The 20,072-nt window shown below is 59.0% G+C and carries 19 protein-coding genes; 6 read left to right on the top strand and 13 right to left on the bottom strand.

Annotated features, from left to right (window positions below; genetic code table 11):
• Positions 1-5: 5 nt before the first annotated feature.
• From AC2FJW_RS18800 to AC2FJW_RS18775, 6 genes are all read right to left on the bottom strand, one after another.
• Positions 6-1,082, bottom strand: a complete 1,077-nt coding sequence (locus tag AC2FJW_RS18800; RefSeq protein ID WP_142637529.1) for a branched-chain amino acid ABC transporter permease — start codon at positions 1,080-1,082, stop codon at positions 6-8.
• A 3-nt stretch (positions 1,083-1,085) separates the two neighbouring features.
• Positions 1,086-1,343, bottom strand: coding sequence for a hypothetical protein (locus tag AC2FJW_RS18795; protein WP_496693118.1), 258 nt, complete (start codon positions 1,341-1,343; stop codon positions 1,086-1,088).
• Entirely contained in the window at positions 1,343-1,528 is a 186-nt protein-coding gene (locus AC2FJW_RS18790; RefSeq protein WP_496699049.1) for a hypothetical protein, read from the bottom strand. The genes AC2FJW_RS18795 and AC2FJW_RS18790 overlap by 1 nt, the downstream gene beginning before the upstream one ends.
• 10 nt (positions 1,529-1,538) lie before the next feature.
• Positions 1,539-2,525 carry a branched-chain amino acid ABC transporter permease gene (locus AC2FJW_RS18785; RefSeq protein WP_142637525.1) on the bottom strand — a complete coding sequence of 329 codons (987 nt, stop codon included), beginning with the start codon at positions 2,523-2,525 and terminating at the stop codon, positions 1,539-1,541.
• 77 nt (positions 2,526-2,602) lie between these two features.
• A complete protein-coding gene (locus AC2FJW_RS18780) occupies positions 2,603-3,421 on the bottom strand; it encodes an ABC transporter ATP-binding protein (RefSeq protein WP_142637523.1) in 819 nt (272 codons plus the stop codon).
• Between the two features lie 78 nt (positions 3,422-3,499).
• Positions 3,500-5,443: an AMP-binding protein gene (locus AC2FJW_RS18775; RefSeq protein WP_496751074.1), complete on the bottom strand. Its 1,944-nt coding sequence runs from the start codon at positions 5,441-5,443 to the stop codon at positions 3,500-3,502.
• Between the two features lie 575 nt (positions 5,444-6,018).
• On the opposite strand from AC2FJW_RS18775, the gene nadA reads away from it, so the two are divergent.
• The 3 genes from nadA to nadC are packed head-to-tail and all read left to right on the top strand — an operon-like array spanning position 6,019 to position 9,497.
• A complete protein-coding gene (nadA, locus tag AC2FJW_RS18770; RefSeq protein WP_496751040.1) occupies positions 6,019-7,071 on the top strand; it encodes a quinolinate synthase NadA in 1,053 nt (350 codons plus the stop codon).
• 6 nt (positions 7,072-7,077) lie between these two features.
• Positions 7,078-8,643: an L-aspartate oxidase gene (locus AC2FJW_RS18765; RefSeq protein ID WP_496751039.1), complete on the top strand. Its 1,566-nt coding sequence runs from the start codon at positions 7,078-7,080 to the stop codon at positions 8,641-8,643.
• Complete coding sequence (nadC, locus tag AC2FJW_RS18760; protein WP_496699053.1) at positions 8,643-9,497, top strand: carboxylating nicotinate-nucleotide diphosphorylase; 855 nt, start codon at positions 8,643-8,645, stop codon at positions 9,495-9,497. Before AC2FJW_RS18765 ends, nadC begins: the two co-directional genes overlap by 1 nt.
• Before the next feature lie 41 nt (positions 9,498-9,538).
• Here nadC and AC2FJW_RS18755 read toward each other — a convergent pair whose 3' ends face one another.
• The 5 genes from AC2FJW_RS18755 to AC2FJW_RS18735 all read right to left on the bottom strand — a co-directional run bounded on the left by AC2FJW_RS18755 (position 9,539) and on the right by AC2FJW_RS18735 (position 14,250).
• Positions 9,539-10,513: a hypothetical protein gene (locus AC2FJW_RS18755; RefSeq protein WP_496751038.1), complete on the bottom strand. Its 975-nt coding sequence runs from the start codon at positions 10,511-10,513 to the stop codon at positions 9,539-9,541.
• A gap of 91 nt (positions 10,514-10,604) precedes the next feature.
• The gene (locus AC2FJW_RS18750; protein WP_142637510.1) at positions 10,605-11,057 is read right to left on the bottom strand and encodes an SRPBCC family protein; all 453 of its coding nucleotides are present in this window, start codon (positions 11,055-11,057) and stop codon (positions 10,605-10,607) included.
• A 157-nt stretch (positions 11,058-11,214) separates the two neighbouring features.
• Positions 11,215-12,753: a tripartite tricarboxylate transporter permease gene (locus AC2FJW_RS18745; RefSeq protein ID WP_142637508.1), complete on the bottom strand. Its 1,539-nt coding sequence runs from the start codon at positions 12,751-12,753 to the stop codon at positions 11,215-11,217.
• A 10-nt stretch (positions 12,754-12,763) separates the two neighbouring features.
• The gene (locus AC2FJW_RS18740; protein WP_496693124.1) at positions 12,764-13,195 is read right to left on the bottom strand and encodes a tripartite tricarboxylate transporter TctB family protein; all 432 of its coding nucleotides are present in this window, start codon (positions 13,193-13,195) and stop codon (positions 12,764-12,766) included.
• Positions 13,196-13,281: 86 nt separating this feature from the next.
• A complete protein-coding gene (locus AC2FJW_RS18735; RefSeq protein ID WP_142637503.1) occupies positions 13,282-14,250 on the bottom strand; it encodes a Bug family tripartite tricarboxylate transporter substrate binding protein in 969 nt (322 codons plus the stop codon).
• 147 nt (positions 14,251-14,397) lie between these two features.
• Here AC2FJW_RS18735 and AC2FJW_RS18730 point away from each other — a divergent pair, with 147 nt between their 5' ends.
• Genes AC2FJW_RS18730 through AC2FJW_RS18720 form a run of 3 tightly spaced genes read left to right on the top strand, consistent with a single transcriptional unit; the run spans position 14,398 to position 17,490 of the window.
• Positions 14,398-15,069 (top strand): response regulator transcription factor, encoded by a 672-nt coding sequence (locus AC2FJW_RS18730; RefSeq protein WP_281973876.1) that lies wholly within the window; start codon positions 14,398-14,400, stop codon positions 15,067-15,069.
• The gene (locus AC2FJW_RS18725; protein ID WP_496751037.1) at positions 15,062-16,459 is read left to right on the top strand and encodes a sensor histidine kinase; all 1,398 of its coding nucleotides are present in this window, start codon (positions 15,062-15,064) and stop codon (positions 16,457-16,459) included. The genes AC2FJW_RS18730 and AC2FJW_RS18725 overlap by 8 nt, the downstream gene beginning before the upstream one ends.
• Complete coding sequence (locus AC2FJW_RS18720) at positions 16,456-17,490, top strand: ABC transporter substrate-binding protein (RefSeq protein ID WP_496751036.1); 1,035 nt, start codon at positions 16,456-16,458, stop codon at positions 17,488-17,490. Before AC2FJW_RS18725 ends, AC2FJW_RS18720 begins: the two co-directional genes overlap by 4 nt.
• On the opposite strand, the gene AC2FJW_RS18715 is transcribed toward AC2FJW_RS18720, so the two are convergent.
• Positions 17,487-18,983 carry a heme biosynthesis protein HemY gene (locus AC2FJW_RS18715; RefSeq protein WP_271950672.1) on the bottom strand — a complete coding sequence of 499 codons (1,497 nt, stop codon included), beginning with the start codon at positions 18,981-18,983 and terminating at the stop codon, positions 17,487-17,489. The two genes, AC2FJW_RS18720 and AC2FJW_RS18715, sit on opposite strands and share 4 nt — an antisense overlap.
• Before the next feature lie 10 nt (positions 18,984-18,993).
• The coding region (locus AC2FJW_RS18710; protein ID WP_496751035.1) for a COG4223 family protein at positions 18,994-20,072 on the bottom strand (1,079 nt) is incomplete at its 5' end.

Here is a 20,072-nt window from a genome sequence, read left to right as displayed (position 1 = left end):
GCCCGTCAGTGCGGAAACGGCCAGAGTCTGAGTTTCTCTTTCGCCACACGCCAAAGCTGCGCCAGCCCATGCGGTTCCAGAATCAAGAACATGATGATGAGTGCGCCGACGATCACCAGATTGAGATGCGCAACGATATCAGTGGGCCAGCCCAGTAGATCGACACCGACCACCTTCAAAACAACCGGCAGCAATACCAAGAATGCTGCCCCGGCGAAGGAGCCGAAGATAGACCCTAATCCGCCGATAATGACCATGAATAGGACCAGGAACGATTTCTGGATGCCAAAGACTTCGCCAACCTCAACCGCGCCCAGATAGACCGCAAAGAATAGCGCCCCCGCGATACCCACAAAAAATGAGCTGACAGCAAAGGCGGTCAGTTTTGCCTTGAGCGGGTTTACCCCGATGATCTCGGCCGCGATATCCATGTCGCGGATCGCCATCCATGTCCTGCCGGTCGTTCCCCGAGTCAGGTTCCGTGCAATGATGGCGCAGAAGGTCAGGAAGATCAGGCAGAACAGATAGGTTGCCCAGGCCGGAGCATTCGGGCCTGTGATGATGATGCCGAACACATCCCGCTCGGGCGCGTTGATCTGCCCAGATGCCGAGTAGTTGTAGAACCACGGCACACGGTTGAACAGCCACACCAGAAAGAACTGCGCCGCAAGCGTGGCCACGGCCAAATAGAACCCTTTGATCCGAAGCGAAGGCAATCCGAACAGAACACCGACAATGGCGGTGATCCCGCCCGCAAGGATGACATGGATGAACATGCTGACTTCGGGAAAGGCGGTCATCAGCTTGTAGCAGGCATAGGCTCCCACAGCCATGAACCCACCGGTACCCAGCGACACCTGCCCGCAATAGCCAACCAATACATTCAATCCGATGGCGGCGATCGCATAGATCAGAAACGGAAGCAGCAGCGCGTTCGCCCAGTAGTCATTGATGATGAATGGAATGATCCCAAATGCCACTGCCAGCACCACATAGTACCGATACCGGTCAAATTTGATCGGAAAGGTCTGGCTGTCTTCCACGTAAGAGGTTTTGAAATCTCCGGCCTCGCGATAAAACATGTCTTACTTTCCCCATTCTTCCTGCGCCCGGTCGCGGGCGACAGTGTTCAGTTGGCTGGAGCCTTTGGCATATCCGCTCGCCTCTGAGGCGCGCACAAGTTTCATGTAGGCCATGACACCCGTGACCAACCCGGCAAAAGCCAGGATCGCGGCAATCGTCAGTTGGCTGTCGGTCAGATCGTCCGAGGTCAGGGCGATATACCCAAACGCCCAGAACCCGGCCCATGCGATAACGTTGAGAATGGCGATGAGTTTGGTCATCACGAGCCCCACCAGGTGAACCACATCACCAAAAGGAACATGGCAATCGCAGAGAGGCCCATAAGAGCGATGGTTCCCAGCAGATCCAACCCCGCATCAACACCGGGGCCTCGATATCTGCCACTGGATTGCGCAGCGATGCCGGAAAGCACAGCCGCAACACATGCAACCCCAGCGGCGAACATCACGCGGTTCCTAAACCCTTTCAATGATCTTCTCCCCAAACAGGCCCTGTGGTCGGAAGACCAGAAAGATCAATGCCAGCACGTAGGCAAACCAGTTCTCGGTCGCACCGCCAACCATCGGGCCAATGGCGAACTCGAACAGTTTCTCACCCACACCGATGATCAACCCTCCGACGATGGCTCCGGGGATCGAGGTAAACCCGCCCAGCATCAGCACCGGCAACGCTTTGAGCGCGATCAGCGACAGTGAGAACTGCACGCCAGACTTGGTGCCCCACATGATGCCCGCGACCAGCGCTACAAACCCGGCCACAGACCAGACCATGATCCAGATGAAATTCAGCGAAATCCCCACCGACAGCGCCGCCTGATGGTCATCCGCCACAGCGCGCATCGCCCGGCCCTGCTTGGTATATTGGCTGAACACAACCAGCGCCGCCACCAGCAGCGCCGCAATTACCGTTGCCACAATGTCCAGATTGTCGATGAAGAACCCATAGCCGAAGACGTTAAAGGTCGCTTCATCGAGCCAGAGGTTGATGCCCTGCGGCAGGCCTACATCCAGCGTCTTGATCTCGGACCCCCACATCAAGTCGGCCACGCCCTCAAGGAAATAGGCCAGCCCGATGGTGGCCATGAACAGGATGATCGGCTCTTGGCCAACCAGGTGACGCATCACGAACCGCTGCACGGCCCAAGCCAGCAGAACCATCACCGCCATAGTCAGAATAATCGCCAGCAGCGCAGGGACACTCCAGCCAAAGTAATGGATATGCGTCCCGAAAGTCGCATTGATCAGATGTGCAAACGGTACCTGCCCGTTCATGATCCCGACCAGAGTCATCGCGGCAAACAGGGCCATAACCCCTTGCGCATAATTGAAAATCCCTGACGCCTTGTAGATCAGCACAAAGCCCAGCGCGACCAGCGCATAGAGCACCCCGGCCATAAGACCGTTGAGGATGACTTCCATCGCAAATACGAGTTGTTCAGGCATCCTATGTCCTCCGAACAGATTTCATCTGGCGCGTCATCCGGGAAAATTCGTCGAATTTTCTCAGCCCGTTCCGTAGATCAGTCATGGCTCACCCCCAGATAGGCATCGATGACTTCCTGATTGTTGCGCACCTCATCAGGCGTGCCGTCGCCGATCTTCTTGCCGTAATCCATCACGACCACCCGATCGCTCAGATCCATCACCACGCCCATGTCATGTTCGATCAGGGCGATGGTGGTGCCGAATTCATCATTCACGTCGAGGATAAAGCGGCTCATGTCCTCTTTCTCTTCAACATTCATCCCGGCCATCGGCTCATCCAGCAGTAACAGCTTGGGTTCAGCGGCCAGCGCCCGGGCCAGTTCGACCCGCTTTTTCAAGCCGTAGGGCAGGCGTGAAACGGGCGTCTTGCGGATATGCTGGATTTCGAGAAAGTCGATGATCCGTTCGACCGCCTCACGGTTTTCGGTCTCTTCGGCCTCGGCCTTACCCTTCCACCAAGCCTGCTGCAGGATATTTGTCTTCATATAGTTCAGGCGCCCGGTCATGACGTTGTCCAAAACGCTCATCCCTTCGAACAGGGCGATGTTCTGGAATGTTCGTGCAATCCCCTGCCGCGCGACCTCATAGGGCCGCATTGGAGGGCGCTTGGCCCCGTGAAACCAGACCTCGCCCTCTTGCGGGACATAGAACCCCGAGATTACGTTCAGCATCGACGATTTGCCCGCCCCGTTCGGCCCGATAATGGCGCGGATCTCACCCTCGCGGATGTCGAACGAGATATCCTTGATCGCCACCACACCGCCAAAGCGCAGAGTGATGTTCTTCATCTCCATCACGACGCCGCCGATCTTGCGGCCGTCTTCGGTGACATATCCTTCGGAACTATCCAACATCAGCCCCTCCTTGACTTACGCAATACACGGAATGGCGGGCGGGCGATGACCATAGGTCGAGCGGCGCAGGACCGGACTTCATTCCGCCGCTACCTTGTGTTGCGCGACCGTTACAACCGGCGCATCCACGATCTCAAGCGTGGCACTGATCGAGCCCTTGCGGCCGTCCTCATAGGTCACCTCGGTCGTGGTCGAAACGCTTGAAGACCCGTCATAAAGCGCGGTGATGATGTCGTGGAATTTCTCTTCGACAAAGCCCCGGCGCACCTTGCGGGTTCGGGTCATCTCGCCGTCATCCGCATCCAGTTCCTTGTGCAGCACCACAAAGCGATGCACCTGGCAGCCCGACAGCATTTCATCGGCGGCGACCGATTTGTTGACCGCTTCCACATGGGACTTGATTGTCTCTAACACTTGCGGATGTGCCGTCAGTTCCTGATAGGACCCATAGGCGACGTTGTTGCGCTCGGCCCAATTCCCCACGGCGGTAAGGTCGATATTGATGAACGCCACGCAGCGATCCTTGCCATTGCCGAACAGCACGACCTCAAGAATATCGGGATAGAACTTCAGCTTGTTCTCAACATATTTCGGCGCAAACATCGAGCCATCGACCATTTTTCCGACGTCCTTGGCCCGATCAATGATCCGCAGATGACCGCTGCTTTCCTCAATGAACCCGGCATCACCCGTGGCCACCCAACCCTCGGCATCCTTGGTCGAGGCGGTCGAGTCCGGGTTGTTGTAATATTCGACAAACACACCTGGCGAGCGATAGTAGATCTCGCCCGTTTCGGCGATCTTCAGCTCGACATCTGGCGCGGGCACACCAACCGTATCGGCGCGCACCTCGCCATCGGGTTGCACGGTGATGAAGACCGTCGCCTCGGTCTGCCCATAAAGCTGCTTCAGGTTAATCCCCAGCGAGCGGTAGAAATCGAAAATCTCAGGCCCGATCGCCTCGCCTGCCGTATAACCGACCCGGAACCGGCCATACCCCAGCGTATCCTTCAGCGGCCCATAGACCAGCAGATTGCCCAGCGCGTATTTAATCCGATCACCAAACCCAACCGCTTTGCCATCCAGCAGTAACCCACCCACCTTTTTGGCATGGGCCATAAAATGGTGGAACATACGCTGCTTCAGCTTGCCCGCATCTTCCATCCGGATCATGACGTTGGTCAGCTGCGTTTCAAATACCCGCGGCGGGGCAAAGAAATAGGTCGGACCGATCTCGCGCAGGTCGGTTATCATCGTGTCAGCGCTTTCGGGGCAGTTTACACAGAACCCGCACCAATAGGCCTGACCGATGGAAAAGATGAAATCACCTACCCAAGCCATTGGCAGATAGGACAGGATGTCCTCATTCCGGGTCAGGTGGTCAAACTCTGCAGAATTCTTGGCGCTTTCGATTACATTGCGGTTCGACAGCACCACGCCTTTCGGCTTGCCTGTGGTGCCCGAGGTATACAGCATCACACAAGTGTCGTCATAGGTGATCGCAGCGATACGCGCATCCAGCTCGGCATCAAAGCGCGCATGACCTGCGCTGCCTTCGGCCTTGATGTCGTCCATCGCGTTCATCTGGGAATGATCATATTTCCGCATCCCACGCTTGTCAGTGTAGAGGATGTGTTTGATCTGGTGAACTTTTTCCTGAATCTCGATGACCTTATCGACCTGTTCCTGGTCACCGCAGACGACATATTTCGCACCGCAATGTTCCATCACATATGTCATCTCTTCGGCGACCGCGTCCTGATAGAGCGGCACCGGAATCGCACCCACCATTTGGGCCGCAACCATCGACCAATAATGCGCCGGGCGGTTCCGGCCTATGACGGCGATATGGTCGCCCTTCTCAACGCCAATCTCAAGAAACCCCAGCGCAATGGCGCGGATTTCCTTGGCCGCCTCGGCCCAGGTCCAGCATTGCCAGATCCCGAATTCCTTTTCGCGATAGGCCGGGGCATCCCCGAACTGAATCACATTGCGGTGTAGCAGCGCCGGAAGAGACTGCATCCCTTCAGCGCCTGACTGCGTCTGAGTCAATCTTTTTCTCCTCCCCACCCGGCCCCTCCCCGGGCCGGAAATGGCGGGTCCGGGTCTGGCCCGGACGCCAACGCCCCGATTAAGGGACGTCGACACGATCAGCGTCAAGTTTTGCCTGATGTTTTCTCAATTCTTACGAAATGTAACAAGTTGGGCCGTGCCGCCCGGGCCATACACCTCGTCAGAGACCCGACCCGAGATGACCACAAGCTGTTCCGCGAACCGCAAATTTGCAGCAGGTAAGCGCGTTCATCCAGGTATACCGGTATTGGCTTGGGGTTTTGTATGTTTACCGCGCCTGGAATTCACCGTATGCATCCCGCAACTGAGTAGGATATTCAGAGCGGTTTTTCATGCCGATTTGCTATGCATGTGTATCGACCGAAGGCATCGGTTATGCGGAATGATCCAGATCGCATGACCAAAACCGCTCGAATTATGCGATCAGAGGCGTGCGTCTTTGAAATCAACCGTTTTCTTGGACGGTCGGGCAGCACGAATTCCGACCCCTTTCCCACCCCAATACGCAAGGCAGGACTGCCGAGATGAATGTCACTCACCAGAGCATCACCAATGTGCTTTCTCAGCATTATGACCTGACACCTTCGACCGAATTGGTTGAGGAAATGCAGGAGACCTATGCCCGGATGGACCGGGTGGTGACGCCGCCGGATTTCGCGATCTATGCGCCCTATATCAAGGCGATCAATGCGCTTAAAAAAGAGCGGAACGCGGTCATTCTGGGCCATAACTACATGACGCCTGAAATCTTTCATGGCGTGTCGGATTTCGTGGGTGACAGCTTGCAGCTGGCAATGAAGGCCAGCGACGTCGAAGCCGATGTGATCGTGCAGGCGGGCGTGCATTTCATGGCCGAAACCTCGAAAATCCTGAGCCCCCAGAAAACCGTGCTGATGCCAGACATGGCCGCGGGTTGTTCGCTGGCCGAAAGCATCACCGCCGAGGGGATTGACGAGATGCGCGCCAAATATCCCGGCGCGCCGGTCGTCTCTTATGTGAACACCACCGCCGAGGTGAAGGCGGCATCCGATATCTGCTGCACATCGTCCAATGCCGTTCAGATCGTCGATGCGATGGAATCCGACACCGTCATCATGACGCCGGACCAGTATCTGGCGCAGAACGTGGCAAATGAAAGCCGCAAGAACATCGTGTACTGGCCGGGCTCGTGCATCGTGCATGAACAATACACCGCGCAAGACCTGCGCGATTTTCGCAAATGGAATCCGGGCACGCGGTTGATAGCCCACCCGGAATGCCCGCCCGAAGTGGTGGCCGAGGCCGATTTCTCTGGCTCGACCAGCGGGATCATTAAGTATGTCAGCACCGAAAAGCCCGAAAAGGCGATGCTGATCACCGAATGCTCGATGGCCTCGAACATCGCCGATGAACTGCCCGAGGTCGACTTTGTCGGCCCCTGCAACATGTGCCCCTACATGAAGAAGATCACGCTGCAAAAAATCCTCTATGTGCTGCACACGATGGAAGGTCAGGTCGAGGTTGAAGCCGAGATCGCGGAAAAAGCGCGCCATTCGGTGCAGGCGATGATCGACCTGTCGCGAAAGCTGGGTCTCTGATCCGAGATGGAAACCCTCACCACCGACCGCGTTATCATCGTGGGCGCCGGGTTGGGCGCGCTGTATGCTGCGCTGAAACTGGTCCCGCATCCGGTGGTGGTGATCTCTCCTGAAGCGTTGGGCAACGGTGCTAGTTCCGCCTGGGCGCAGGGGGGAGTGGCTGCGGCGATGGACGCCCATGACAGCCCGGAAAGCCACGCGGACGACACCGTAAATGCCGGTGCGGGCACCGTTGACCCGCAGGTGGCCGAATTGGTGACGCGTCAGGCGCGCGACTATATTCTGGACCTGACCACGCTGGGCACACCTTTCGACCGGACCGCGGGCGGCGATTACGTGCTGTCGCGCGAGGCCGCGCACAGCTTTGCCCGTGTCGTCCGGGTCAAGGGCGATCAGGCAGGCGCGCAGATCATGGCCGCCCTGATCGAGCAGGTCCGGGAAATACCCTCGATCCAGGTGCTGGAGGGCACCATGGCCCTAGGGCTGGATGTCGAGGATGGGCGTGTTACCGGCGTCAGCATTCAGCGTGCGGATAAGGGCGGGTCAGCCCCAGTGATGCTGCGCGGGGCTGCCGTGTTGCTGGCCGGGGGCGGGTCCGGTGGGCTCTATGCGCTGACCACCAACCCGCCGCGTATCCGTGGGCAGGTCATCGGTATGGCTGCGCGCGCGGGGGCGCTGATTTCGGATGCCGAATTTGTGCAGTTTCACCCCACCGCCATGGATGTCGGCGAAGACCCTGCGCCGCTGGCAACCGAAGCGCTGCGCGGTGAAGGCGCCATTCTGGTCAACCGTCATGGCGCGCGGTTCATGCAGGCCATCCACCCGGATGCCGAGCTTGCCCCGCGCGACGTCGTCGCCCGCGCCATCTATGCTCAGGTTCAGGCGGGCAACCGCCCCATGCTGGACACGCGCGAGGTTCTGGGCGAGGAGATCAAGGCTCAGTTCCCCTCGGTCGCGGAATATTGCGCCCGCAATGGAATCGACCCGGCGCAGGAGCCCATCCCAGTCGCCCCCGCAGCGCATTACCACATGGGTGGCATCGCGACCGACACCAGCGGATGCGCCAGTATCGACGGCTTATGGGTCTGCGGTGAGGCATCCTCGACCGGGTTGCACGGCGCCAACCGTCTGGCCTCGAACGGTCTGCTTGAAGCGCTGGTCTATGCCCGAATCTGCGCGGAAGGCATCGCCGGAACCTTGCCAGCGCCCGGCGCGACGCCGCCGCTGGAAATCAGTTTAGAGGACGGTGGTACCCCATCCGACCCCGCCGCTGTGACAGAGCTGCGCCAGACCATGACCCGTTATGTCGGCGTCATCCGTGATCGCAAGGGCCTGACCAAAGCCCTTGGCATCATCGCGCGGCTCGAGGCGGCTAACAGCGACAACCCGTCCTTCCTGAACATGTGCGCCACTGCCACGTTGATCGCGGCAGGCGCATTGGCGCGCGAAGAAAGCCGTGGCGCGCATGAACGATCCGATTTCCCCGACCCCTCGGCCGGACCCGGCAAACGGTCCGAGATGTATCTTTCCCAAGCGCTCGCCATTCGCGCGCAGGCCTGCAAGGAGCCGTAATGAGTTTCTCCACCGTTCCCGATCTTGTCCTTGAACCGATGATCCGCACTGCGTTGATGGAGGATCTGGGCAGCTATGGTGACGTCACCACCCGCGCGGTGATCCCGGCGGGCACCACCTATGACGCCTGCCTGAACGCGCGCGAGGATGCGGTCGTGTCCGGCATGCAGGTCGCAGCGCTGGCGTTTCGCCTGATCGACCCCTCTTTGGACATCACCACGCATATTGCCGATGGCCAGCCCTGTAAAAAGGGCGATACGCTGATGACCATCAAGGGATCGGCCGCCTCAATCCTGTCGGGCGAACGGGTGGCCCTGAACTTTGCCGGTCGGCTGACCGGAATCGCGACAAAGACCGCAGGCTTCGTGGCAGAGACCAAAGGCACGAAGGCCCGCGTCACCTGCACCCGCAAAACAACCCCCGGCCTGCGTCTGGTTGAAAAACTGGCCGTGCTGCATGGCGGCGGGTTCAACCACCGATACTCTTTGTCAGATGCGATCCTGATCAAGGACAACCACATCGCAGCCGCTGGCGGGGTGCGTCAGGTGCTGGAGGCCACCAAGGCCCATGCCAGCCACATGATGGCCGTCGAGATCGAGGTGGATCGGCTGGACCAACTGGCCCAAGTGCTTGAGGTCGGAGGCGCCTCGGTCGTCCTGTTGGACAATATGGACAATGACATGCTGCGCGAGGCTGTCGCGATGGTGGATGGCAGGCTCAAGACCGAAGCCTCGGGCAATGTGAAACTGGATCGCATCGCCTCAATCGCGGCAACGGGTGTTGACTATATCTCTTCAGGTGCATTGACCCATTCGGCGCGCACCGTGGATTTGGGATTGGACTTTCCGGTCTAGACCACGGTCGCGCGTCAGCACTGGCACATGGGCTACAGCTGCTAACCCTGTGCAGAAAGCTCCACCATTTCCCTGTGCCGGTCCCGCGCCTGCCCCTGTACACGCTTGACGAAGGGCTGAGGCAGCTCCGGGCCGAGACGTGTTCCATATTTTTCGCAGGATTTATCACCGATCAGCTCAGCGAACCTGACCCATGTGCGAAAGGCAAAAACGTCCCGCAAGCTGAGGATCGGTTTGGAATTGCTTGGTCTTTCCGGGGCAGGCATCGGAATGTCCGTGAAATACGCCTCTTCGATCCCGCTCCAATCGGATGGTGTTTCAAAGTCGTCCCCAGCATCCTCGGAATACTTAAACGCGGGGTATTCCATACTGTATTCAGAACATCCGTGGGATATTTTCGAATGAACCCTGGTGATCTCAAATTCCACCTGTGCGGCACGGAAAATCGCAAGACACTCTTTCGCCTCTGCGATCGACTCACAATAGATATACGCCTTATAGGGGAACTTGACCGCTTCGCGCAGCTCAATCATGCTTTTTCTGGCATTGTCCCTGGGCAGCTGCAGGTTGAGCAGCAAGAAATAGACCTGAAACATCCCCTCAAGGTTCTCTGGCAGGATCTGCACCTTGTAGCACTCGTGGCACAGTCCACAAATCACCTTGGTTTCTTCAAAGAAATTTAGGCGTTGGCCGCAATTCCCATGCTCGCCATTGATGGTGATGGTTTGACCCACATAGATCTGGGCGATGGGCACAGCCAACTGGATATTCTGTGTGTCCAGGGCTTTCATCCAACCGGAATAGGCGGCAGTCTGCCGCCCGGTGTCGACCAGGGCTGCCTGCCAGCCCTTTTTCAACCCGCCCGTCACCTCAAGCTGCGCTTTGCTGTAGGCGCCCAGATGCTGTTTCGGCAGGTTGGAGTATTCCAGCATCGTCACAAGCTGCCGGATGGCCTGTCGGTCATTGGGCTTGAGTGAAACCCGCTTCTCAAGACGTTCCAGCTGCGCGTAGTCCATCACTCTGGCCTCCTGCTTCGGGTTTGGCCCGCCAGTTTTTCTTGTGATTGCGCCGAATGAGGTCGCCGTCAACTGAAATGCGCGAAACTGGCTAGCTGCCGGATTGTTCTGAGACGATCTCTCCGAGCCGGGTAAAGAATTTCCCCGACAGTTTCTTGGCAGTCCCGGCAATCAAACGGCTGCCAAGTTGGGCAATCTTGCCGCCGACATCCACCTTAGCAGTATAGGCAAGAACCGTCTCGGACCCGTCTTCGGTCAGGGTCACATCGGCACCGCCCTTGGCAAACCCGGCAGCCCCGCCTTTGCCCTCGCCCTGCAGCGAAAATCCGTCCGGTGCCTTGGATTTATCCAGCGTGACCTGACCCGCGAACCGCGCTTTCACCGGACCGATTTTCAGAACCACCTTTGCCTCAAGGTCTTGCGGCGAAGATTGGGTCAGCTCTTCGCAGCCGGGGATACATTCCTGCAGGATATCGGGGTTGTTCAGCGCCTCATACACCACGTCCCGCGGGGCAGCGATGCGGATTTCGTCACTGAGTTCCATTCTGGCATCCTTCGCACAACAGCTTTGTGCCTATCAATAACGCGGTTTTTGCCAAATGTTTCAATTTTTTGTTTCAGATTTTTGTTTCAGATCAGGATACGCGACCCCAAATCTTACCTAATCGGGCGCCACCGGTTTGCGGTGACGCCCAATGCGGTCAGTCGCTGATCGCGCCCTCTTCGTCGCGGCGTTGATGCATCTTGGCTTTGACACGCGCGCCTACGATCAGAGGCAGAACAAATCCGATCAGGGCAATGGACCACAAGCCGATGGCCAGCGGGCTGTCAACCAGCGTCCACCAGTTGCCATTGTCGATGGTAACCGCGCGGCGCAAGTTATTCTCCATCGAGTTGCCCAGCAGCGTGCCCAGAATGATCGGCACCAGCGGCACGTCCAGCTTGCGCAGAACCCAGCCCATGACACCGAACCCGATCATCACCAGCAGGTCAAAGCTGGACCCCGAGATGCCGTAAATACCAACAAAGCTGACCATCGCCACGACGGGCATCAGGATACGCGAGGGCACCATCAGGACGCGGGTGAACAGGCCCACCATCGGGATATTCATCGCGAGCAACATAAAGTTGGCAATGAAGAGCGCAGCGATCAGGCCCCAGACCACATCCGGGTTCTGGGTAAACAGCAGCGGTCCGGGCGTGATATTCAGCGCCAGCAGAACCGCCAGCAGCACGGCGGTGGTCCCTGACCCCGGCACGCCCAGCGCCAGCATCGGCACCAAGGCCCCTCCGGCGGCGGCGTTGTTGCCGGCCTCGGGCGCGGCGACGCCGCGCGGATCACCGGTGCCAAATGTGTTGTCCTTGTCGACCAGCCGTTTCTCCATCGAATAGGAAATAAACGAGCCCAAAGACGCCCCGGCCCCTGGCAGAACCCCCGCCAGAAAGCCCAAGAATGAGGTGCGCAGCATGGTCGGCATGCATTGCTTGATCATCGACATCGGCGGGTAAAGCCGCCCGATATTCAACTTGCGCCCAGCGGCATCCGACCCGCCATGACGGTTTTCCAGAAAGATGAACACTTCGGACAGGGCAAACAGGCCGACAATGGCGACAAGGAAATCGAGCCCATCATACAGGTGCACCTCACCAAAGGTGAACCGCGGTACGCCGGTCTGGGTATCGACACCAATGGTCGCCAACCCAAGGCCCAGCGCAGCGGCAAAGGCCGATTTCGCCTGATTGGTCGAGGACACGCCGCCCAGCGTCATGAAGGCCAGCGCGAACAGGGCGAAATACTCAGCCGGTCCAAACAGCAGCGCGATCTTGACCAGCTGCGGCGCCAAAAAGATCAGGCCCCATGTGGCCAGAAACGCACCAATGAATGAGGCGATACCGGACAGCGAGAGCGCCTCGCCCGCAAGGCCTTTTTTGGCCATCGGATGCCCGTCCAAGCAGGTCATCATCGCAGGCTCGTCCCCAGGGATGTTCAGCAAGATCGACGAGATTCTCCCGCCATACATTGCCCCATAATAAACACTGGTCAGCAGGATCAGAGACGGCGTCGCGCCCAGCCCCAGCGTGAACGCAAGAGGAATCAGAATGGCCACGCCGTTCGACGGGCCCAGACCGGGCAACGCGCCCATGATCGTGCCCAGAAAACAACCCAGCAGGGCCAGCAACAAGTTTTGCCATGTTAGCGCGATAGCGAATCCATCGCCAAGGGATGCAAGAGTTTCCATGACGTTCCCCTTAGAAACCCAATGGTCCGCGAGCCAGTGACAGGCCCAGAACCAGATGGAAGATGACGTAGATACCGACAGAAGTACCGATTCCGACCATTACGCTTTCGATCGGACCAGATCCCAGCCGCCAGGCCAGGTAAGCCGCAGCAAAGGCGGTAGAGATTACAAATCCCAGAACCGGCAACAGCTCGGCATAGAACATCATCACGACTACAGCGGCGCCGACTTCGACCAGCCGGCCCAGCGCGGGCCACTCGGGCTCGGCATCCGGGCGCAACGCGATGACCGCGCTGGACAGGCCAAGGATGGCGGCGACAATCAGTGGAAAGGCCTTGGGGCCAACCGCGTCTGACAGAAAGCTCTCTTCAATCGCCAACGCTGACAGAGCAAAGCCGATGGCAAGAAGAATGCCGAAGACCCCGAATATGCGATCACTCATGGGTATCTCCTATGTAAGGGAAGTATGGGTCTGGTCGGGGTGCCGCGCGCCCGGCGCGACACCCCGCTCTCAGGTGAGTGCTGGTCTTATTTGATGATCCCGATCTCTTTCGAGATGGTCTGGATCTGACCCACGGATTGCGCAACAAAATCCTGGAAAGCTGCGCCTTGCAGGTCCAGCGGGGCCAGACCATTGGCGGCCATGACCTCTTTCCATTCATCTGAGGCGTAAAGATCACCGATCTTACCGACCCAATCGCCATAGGCCTCATCGCTCATTCCGCCAGGGGCGTAGAACCCGCGCCAGTTTGCACCGATGGCATCAATGCCCTGTTCCTTGGCCGTCGGGAAATCAGCGAATTCGCCGGGCAGACGTTCAGGCGCCAATACGGCGATGACTTTGATATCGCCCGAGTCGACAAAACCCTTGGCTTCCGAGATGTCACCGGTAAAGGCTTGAACCGAACCGGCCAACAGTTGGGTCACAGCTTCGCCGCCGCCATCAAAGGCGATGTATTTGACCGACCGTACGTCCTCGATGCCATAGGCATTGGCCGCGATCAGAACCTTCAGGTGATCCCAACCGCCTACGGCGGAACCGCCCGCCACGGACACAGACGTCGGATCGGATTTGATCTGATCCAACAGGTCGGGCAGCGTGTTAACCGCGCTATCGGCTGCAACGGCGATCACGCCATAATCCGCACCGATGGCCGCTAGCCAACGCACCTGATCCATGGTGTTGCCTGGATAGGCGCCCTGCGCCAGGCGGGTCGCCGTGGCTGCGCTGGCCGCTACGATCAGCTCATTATCCTCGCCGCGCTTGTTGACGACCTCGGCAAAGGCAACACCGCCACCGCCGCCGGCCAGGTTCACAACCTGCATGGTCTGGTCGATCAGACCCAGATCCTGCAGAGATTTACCGACCTGACGGCAGGTGAAATCCCAACCGCCGCCGGGGTTGGCCGGGGCAATACATTCCTGTGCGCTGGCGCTCACGCCGGACAGGGCAAAAACAGCAGCCGCAATCGCGCCGCTTGTTCCAAACAGTTTCATTCGTGTCTCCTCCTCTGGTCTTTTTGGGCTGCGTCCTGCAACCGAAACCTGTTCCCGCAAGGGACTGTCCTTGCGGGCTGGTACTGTTTACAGAATAATGCTGTCACGAACCTGTCACAGAAATTCAGGGCAGGGCGCGGGGGGACAATGCGCGTATTGATGATCGAGGATGCCGTAGATCTGGCCGAAGGCGTAATAGCTCATCTGGCGCGGTCGGGCGTCGTTTGTGATCTGGCGACCACCGTCGAATCCGCACGTGATTTCCGCGCAGTTCAAACCTATGACGCGATGCTTTTGGATATAAACCTGCCTGACGGGTCCGGCCTGAACTTTCTGGGCAAAATCCGAGACAGCGGCGACCGCACCCCAGTGCTAATGCTGACGGCACTGACTTCGGTCGAAGATCGTGTCGCCGCTTTGGACAAAGGTGCCGACGATTATTTGGGCAAGCCTTTTGACCAGCGCGAGCTTGAGGCGCGGTTGCGCGCCCTTGTCCGGCGCGATGCCGATCGCAAAAGCGAACAGATCACGCTGGGTCCGCTGATCTATGCCGCCAAGGATCGCAGCGCCACGCTGAACGGTAAACGCCTGAACCTAACCGCGCGCGAGGCGGCGGTCCTGGACGCCCTGATCCGGCACGAAGGTCAGTATCTGTCGAAATCCCGGCTGTATAACTCGCTTTACGGGTTCGAAGACGCCGATGTGGGGGAAAACGCGATCGAGCTGTATATCGCACGGCTCCGCAAAAAATTCACCGGCAGCGCCATCAGCATTACCACCCAGCGTGGGGTGGGGTATCGGATCGGTCTGAATGACTAGGCTGCGCCTGCCCCACAGCCTGACGGCCCGCGTTCTAAGCGCGGTGGTTTTGATCCTGATTCTGGGCGGGTTTCTCGTTGGTCTGTCGATCTGGGCCAATGGTCGCCTTGCTGCGCGGCAGGCCTATGACCGGCTGCTGCTGGGCGCGGCCAGTGACATTGCCGAATCCGTTCGCATTCAAGATGGCCAACCCTTTGTCGACCTTCCAGTCTCGGCCTTTCAACTGTTGGCACAGGCGCCTGATGACCGTATTTTCTATGCGGTTCAGGTACCGGATGGCCCGTTCATAACCGGGTTGGACCGGGACACCGTGATCGAGGTGCCGCCACAGACCGGCACTGCGCCGGTCTATTTCGCCTCTGATCTGAACGGGGAACCCGCCCGTTTCGTCCGCGTTACCCGCCTGTTTGCCGAGCGCGATTTCTCGGGCGAGGTGGAAATTCTGGTCGGCCAAACCCTGCGCGCGCGCCAATCCATGACCGTGGGCCTGATGCGCGATGGCTTGCTGCCCATGGCGGTGGCCGGGATGTTGCTGCTGATCATGTCGTGGTTTGTCACCCGCTCGGCCCTGCGCCCGCTTGAGGCGCTGTCCGATGACCTGACCCGCCGCGATCCTTATGACCTGACACCGATGGCCAGCGACGGGTTGCCACGCGAATTGCAGGTGATGCTAAGCGCGATGAACCGGTTCATGGGGCGGCTGGACCGGCAAGTGGACACGATGCGAAACCTGATTGCCGACACCGCCCATCAGCTGCGCACACCCGTGGCCGCAATCCGGGTACAGGCCGAGATTGCGCAGGACGATCCCGACCTTCCAGCCCGCACGCGCGCGCTGGATCGGCTGTTGGGGCGCACCCGGTCACTGGGCACGCTGCTGGATCAGTTGCTGTCGCGCGCCATGGTGATCCACCGTATCGACAGCGCCCCGCGGCTGCCCGTCGACCTGCGCGAAGTGGCGCTGGACGTGCTGGAACACAGCGATCATGAATTGATGGCCCCCACCATCGAGGTGCGTCTGGAAATCGGCGATACGCCAGTTCTTGTGAATGGCGATGCCTTTTCGATCGGCGAAGCCGCCAAGAACCTGCTTGGCAACGCTCTGCGTCATGGTTTGCCACCCGTCCGTATTGGCGCCGCGCAAGAGGGCGCGCGCGCTGTTCTGTGGGTGCGCGATCAGGGTCCCGGACCTGCGACCATAATCGCCGATCAGCTGGGGGACCGGTTCAATCGCAGCACCGGTTCGGGCGAGGACAGCACCGGCCTGGGCCTGTCCATCGTGAAATCCACCGCTGAGGCCTTTGACGGCCGAGTCGAGATGGGGCGGGATGAAACCGGGTTTCGCGCTGCGCTGAGTTTCCCGGCCAGAACAGATGAGATCAGCACATGATCCGAGCCCTAGCCCTTGCCGTGCTGAGTTTGATTCCTTCGCTTTCGCGCGCCCAAGAAGCCATCGCAGAATTCGGCGCAGGTCAGGATCCGTTGTTGATCCGGTCAACCACCGACATTGCGATCATCGCCCCCGTGCTCGAACGATTTACGGCGCTGAACCCCAATCTGCAGGTCACTTATGAACAATGGGGATCTAACGCTCTGTTCCAACATAGCCGCACGGTCTGTAAATCAGGTGAGAATCCTGCAGACATCGTGTTCTCATCCGCGATTCAACAGATGGTCTGGCTGGTGAATTCGGCCTGCGGACACCGGTTTCAATCCGACCTTACCAATGCCCTGCCCGCCGCGCGACGCTGGCGGGATGAGCTGTGGGGGATCACAACCGAACCCGCCGTCATCGTCTATAACAAGACCTTGTTACAGGATCAGAACGTCCCGCGCAGCCGGTTCGCCCTGCTGGACATGATGCGAACCCAGCCGGATCTACTGCGTGGGCGCGTGGCAACCTATGACATCGCGGCCTCGGGTCTGGGTTATCTGTTTGCCTATGGAGACAGCCTTGAGGCCACGACTTTCGGCTCTTTGATCGAAGGTTTTGCACGTATCGACGCGGTGGCCACTTGCTGTTCTGCGGAAATCATCCGCGATGTGGCCAATGGGCGCTTTTTGATCGCCTATAACGTGTTGGGGTCTTATGTGGCCAATGCCAAGGCTCCGGGCATTGGGGTGATCCTGCCAGAAGACTATACTCTGGTCCTGTCACGTGCCCTGATGATCCCGCGCCAGGCGCGGAACAAACAGGCCGCCACGGAATTCTTGGATTTTCTCCTGTCGCCACAGGCGCAAACCCTGCTGGCAACTTCGGGTCTCGTCGCCCAGATGGACACCGCCGATACGGGGTTAACGCCCAGCGCCCGAAGGTTCATCGCCCTATCGCCGGCCCTATTGGTAGCCAGAGATCAGAACCGACGGGCCGAGCTGTTCAAGCTGTGGAACGACGCCTTCGACGTGGAAAGTGCGCGCTAGGTCTTTTCGTCGATGGCCGGTTCGATATCAGGCCGAACCGGTTCGATCTCTGCCTCGATAACCTCAGGCTCATCGGCCTCGTCGACCTCATCCATATCGGTGTCGGCCTTGTCCTCAAGCGCGCCAACGATCAGCGGCAGCATGTGAACACCGGTGGCCGAGGCGATCTCTGGCGTTTGAGGCGTTTGCCAGCTGAGCGTGTCAAAGCTGTGGCAGTTCTGACAGACTGGACCCCATTCTGGCTGAATGTCATGGCAGTTGTCGCAGACCCATTGCGGCCCGCGCGGCGCGTTCAGCGCCTTTGCCAGCCAGCCCTGCACAACCACATCCGAGGCCCCTTCGCCACGTTCAATCGCTGCCATCAGCGTGTAGGCGCGGGCATCAGCCTGTTTTTCGACCACATCCCCCAGCGCGCGGCGGGCTTCGGGGAAATCTTCGGCGACGATGTTCAACTCGGCCAGAATCAGGCAGGTTTCCGGATTCTGCGCGTGTATGCGGGTCAACGTCGCAAAGCGTTTGATGCGCTCGGCCGGTGATTCATCCGGTGCAATATCGGCAAAAGCATGGGCCAGATCGGGATGTGGCTGTGCCTCCCATGCTTTTTTCAGAATCTTCGTTGCGGCACGCGGCTTGCCTTTTTCGATATAGGCACGGGCAGCCATCGCTGCGGCAGGCACCAAATCAGGGGAAAGGCGGTTGGCCTCGATTGCCTGTTCCTGCTGTTCTACGGTCGAACTTTCGTCCAGAATGCCCTTTGCCTCGGACAAAGCGAGCACCGCATCGCGGCGCTTGAACACATCGCGCGGCAAATGCCCGGATTTCAGCTTGGCGGTCAGCGTTGATCGCGCCCCAGCCCAATCCTGCGACTTGGTCTGCAGGCCCAGCAGGATATCTTGCGTTTCCTGATGGCGTGGCTTGATGGCCAATGCCTTTTCGGCCAGCTTCCGGGCGGTGTCATCATCGCCTTCGGCCAGCTTCTGCTTCATGATACCGCGCACCCCCACAAAACGCGTGGCATTATTCGTCACCAGTTTCTTATAGGTTTCAGATGCCTTTTGGGTATCGCCATTCATCTCGGCGGCCTGGGCCACCAGCAGGTTGGTCAGCTCGGGTTTGTTCAGCAGCTTTTCGGCCTTGGCGGCCTTGTTCATCGCGATCCGCCCCTCACCCGAGGCAAGCGCCATGATCCCATCGGTTAATGCCTGATATCCGCGCTGTTCCCGGCTGCGGTCGAAATAACGCGACAGGGCTGTTTCATCCCCATTGAGGAATTTCAGCGTGGCGATCAGCAGGGTCAGCAGCTTGAAGAACAGCCAGATCGCAATGATCATCACGCCTAGCGCAATGACCGATTGAAGCGGACCAAGCGTGTATTCCGTGCCACCCGCTGTGATCTGCACCCCGCCTTTGGTTTCCATAAGGAACCCGGCGCCAAGAGCCAACAAGCCGACAATCGCAACAAAAACAAGGATCTTAAACAGTGACCACAGCATAGCAGGCCCCTCAGTTCGAGTTCGCGCTTGAGGCAAGCGCATTTGCAGAATCCACAGCAGAAACCCGCGTCTGGGCCGCCTGTTCCCACCCTTCAAATGCAGCTTTGGCTGCATCGGGCAGGGATTTCAGCTCATCCAGGGCAGCAGAGACATCTCCGCCCGACAAAGCGGCTTGAGCCCGCGATAGGACCGCATCGGGGCTGTCACCTTCTTGCGGGGTAACCGAACGTGCACCTGTCTGGCGCTGCAAAAACGCGACAATTCCGGTGCCCTTATCTGCGTCCCGCGCATCGGCCAACGCCGTGCGCGCAGCGGGCGCAAAGCTGTCCTGAAGTGCTGCAATCGTCGCGACACCTTCGGTCGCCGGTGCTGCCAGCGCCTCGGGAACGGTTACGCCTGCGGCCTTCAGTTCTGCAATCAGGTCGCCATAAGGTTGACCCGTATTCAACTGTTCATGCACCCGTGACAGAAGGGCTGCATTGGTCGCCGCCAGCGATTTTGCTGCAGCCTCGGCCTCGAGCGTCTGAGCGTCGGACACCATCTTTTCCACCTCGGCTCGTTGCGCGGCCAAAGAGTCCTGGAGTTTTTTCAGCTCGGCCTCGATGGCCGCGCCGGTTTCAGGTGAAGCGCCCTGCGTCAGCGCGCCACTTTCCAACTCGGCCAAACGGCTGGCAAGCGGATCAACCTTGTTGGTCAGATCGGATATGCTGGACTTCACCCCATCCAGAACAGCGGTGATTGGCGCGATTTGGCTGGTCAGCGCGTCAATCTTCTGGGTCAGGTCCGACCCGTCGGTCAGAGACTTCGACAGTGTTGATATCTGATCGGATTGTGCGGTCAGCTTCGCCTCAAGCGCGGCGATTGCGTCGGACTCACCCGAGGAGAACGCGCCGCTTTGACCCAGAATGAACCCGACCGCCGCAGCAATCGCACCGCCAATCAGCGCCGGGATAAAGCCGCCGCGTTTTTCGACCGGCGGTTCTGCGACGGTCTGATCAGGCGACGTAAGAGAGGCTTCGGCTTCGGCTTCGGCTTCGGCTTCGGCTTCGGCTTCGGCTTCGGCTTCGGCTTCGGCTTCGGCTTCGGCTT

The organism is Ruegeria sp. CDSA020 (assembly GCF_059612345.1).
The sequence above is the reverse complement of the archived record's forward strand: the minus strand, read 5'-3'. Positions and strand labels throughout refer to the sequence as shown.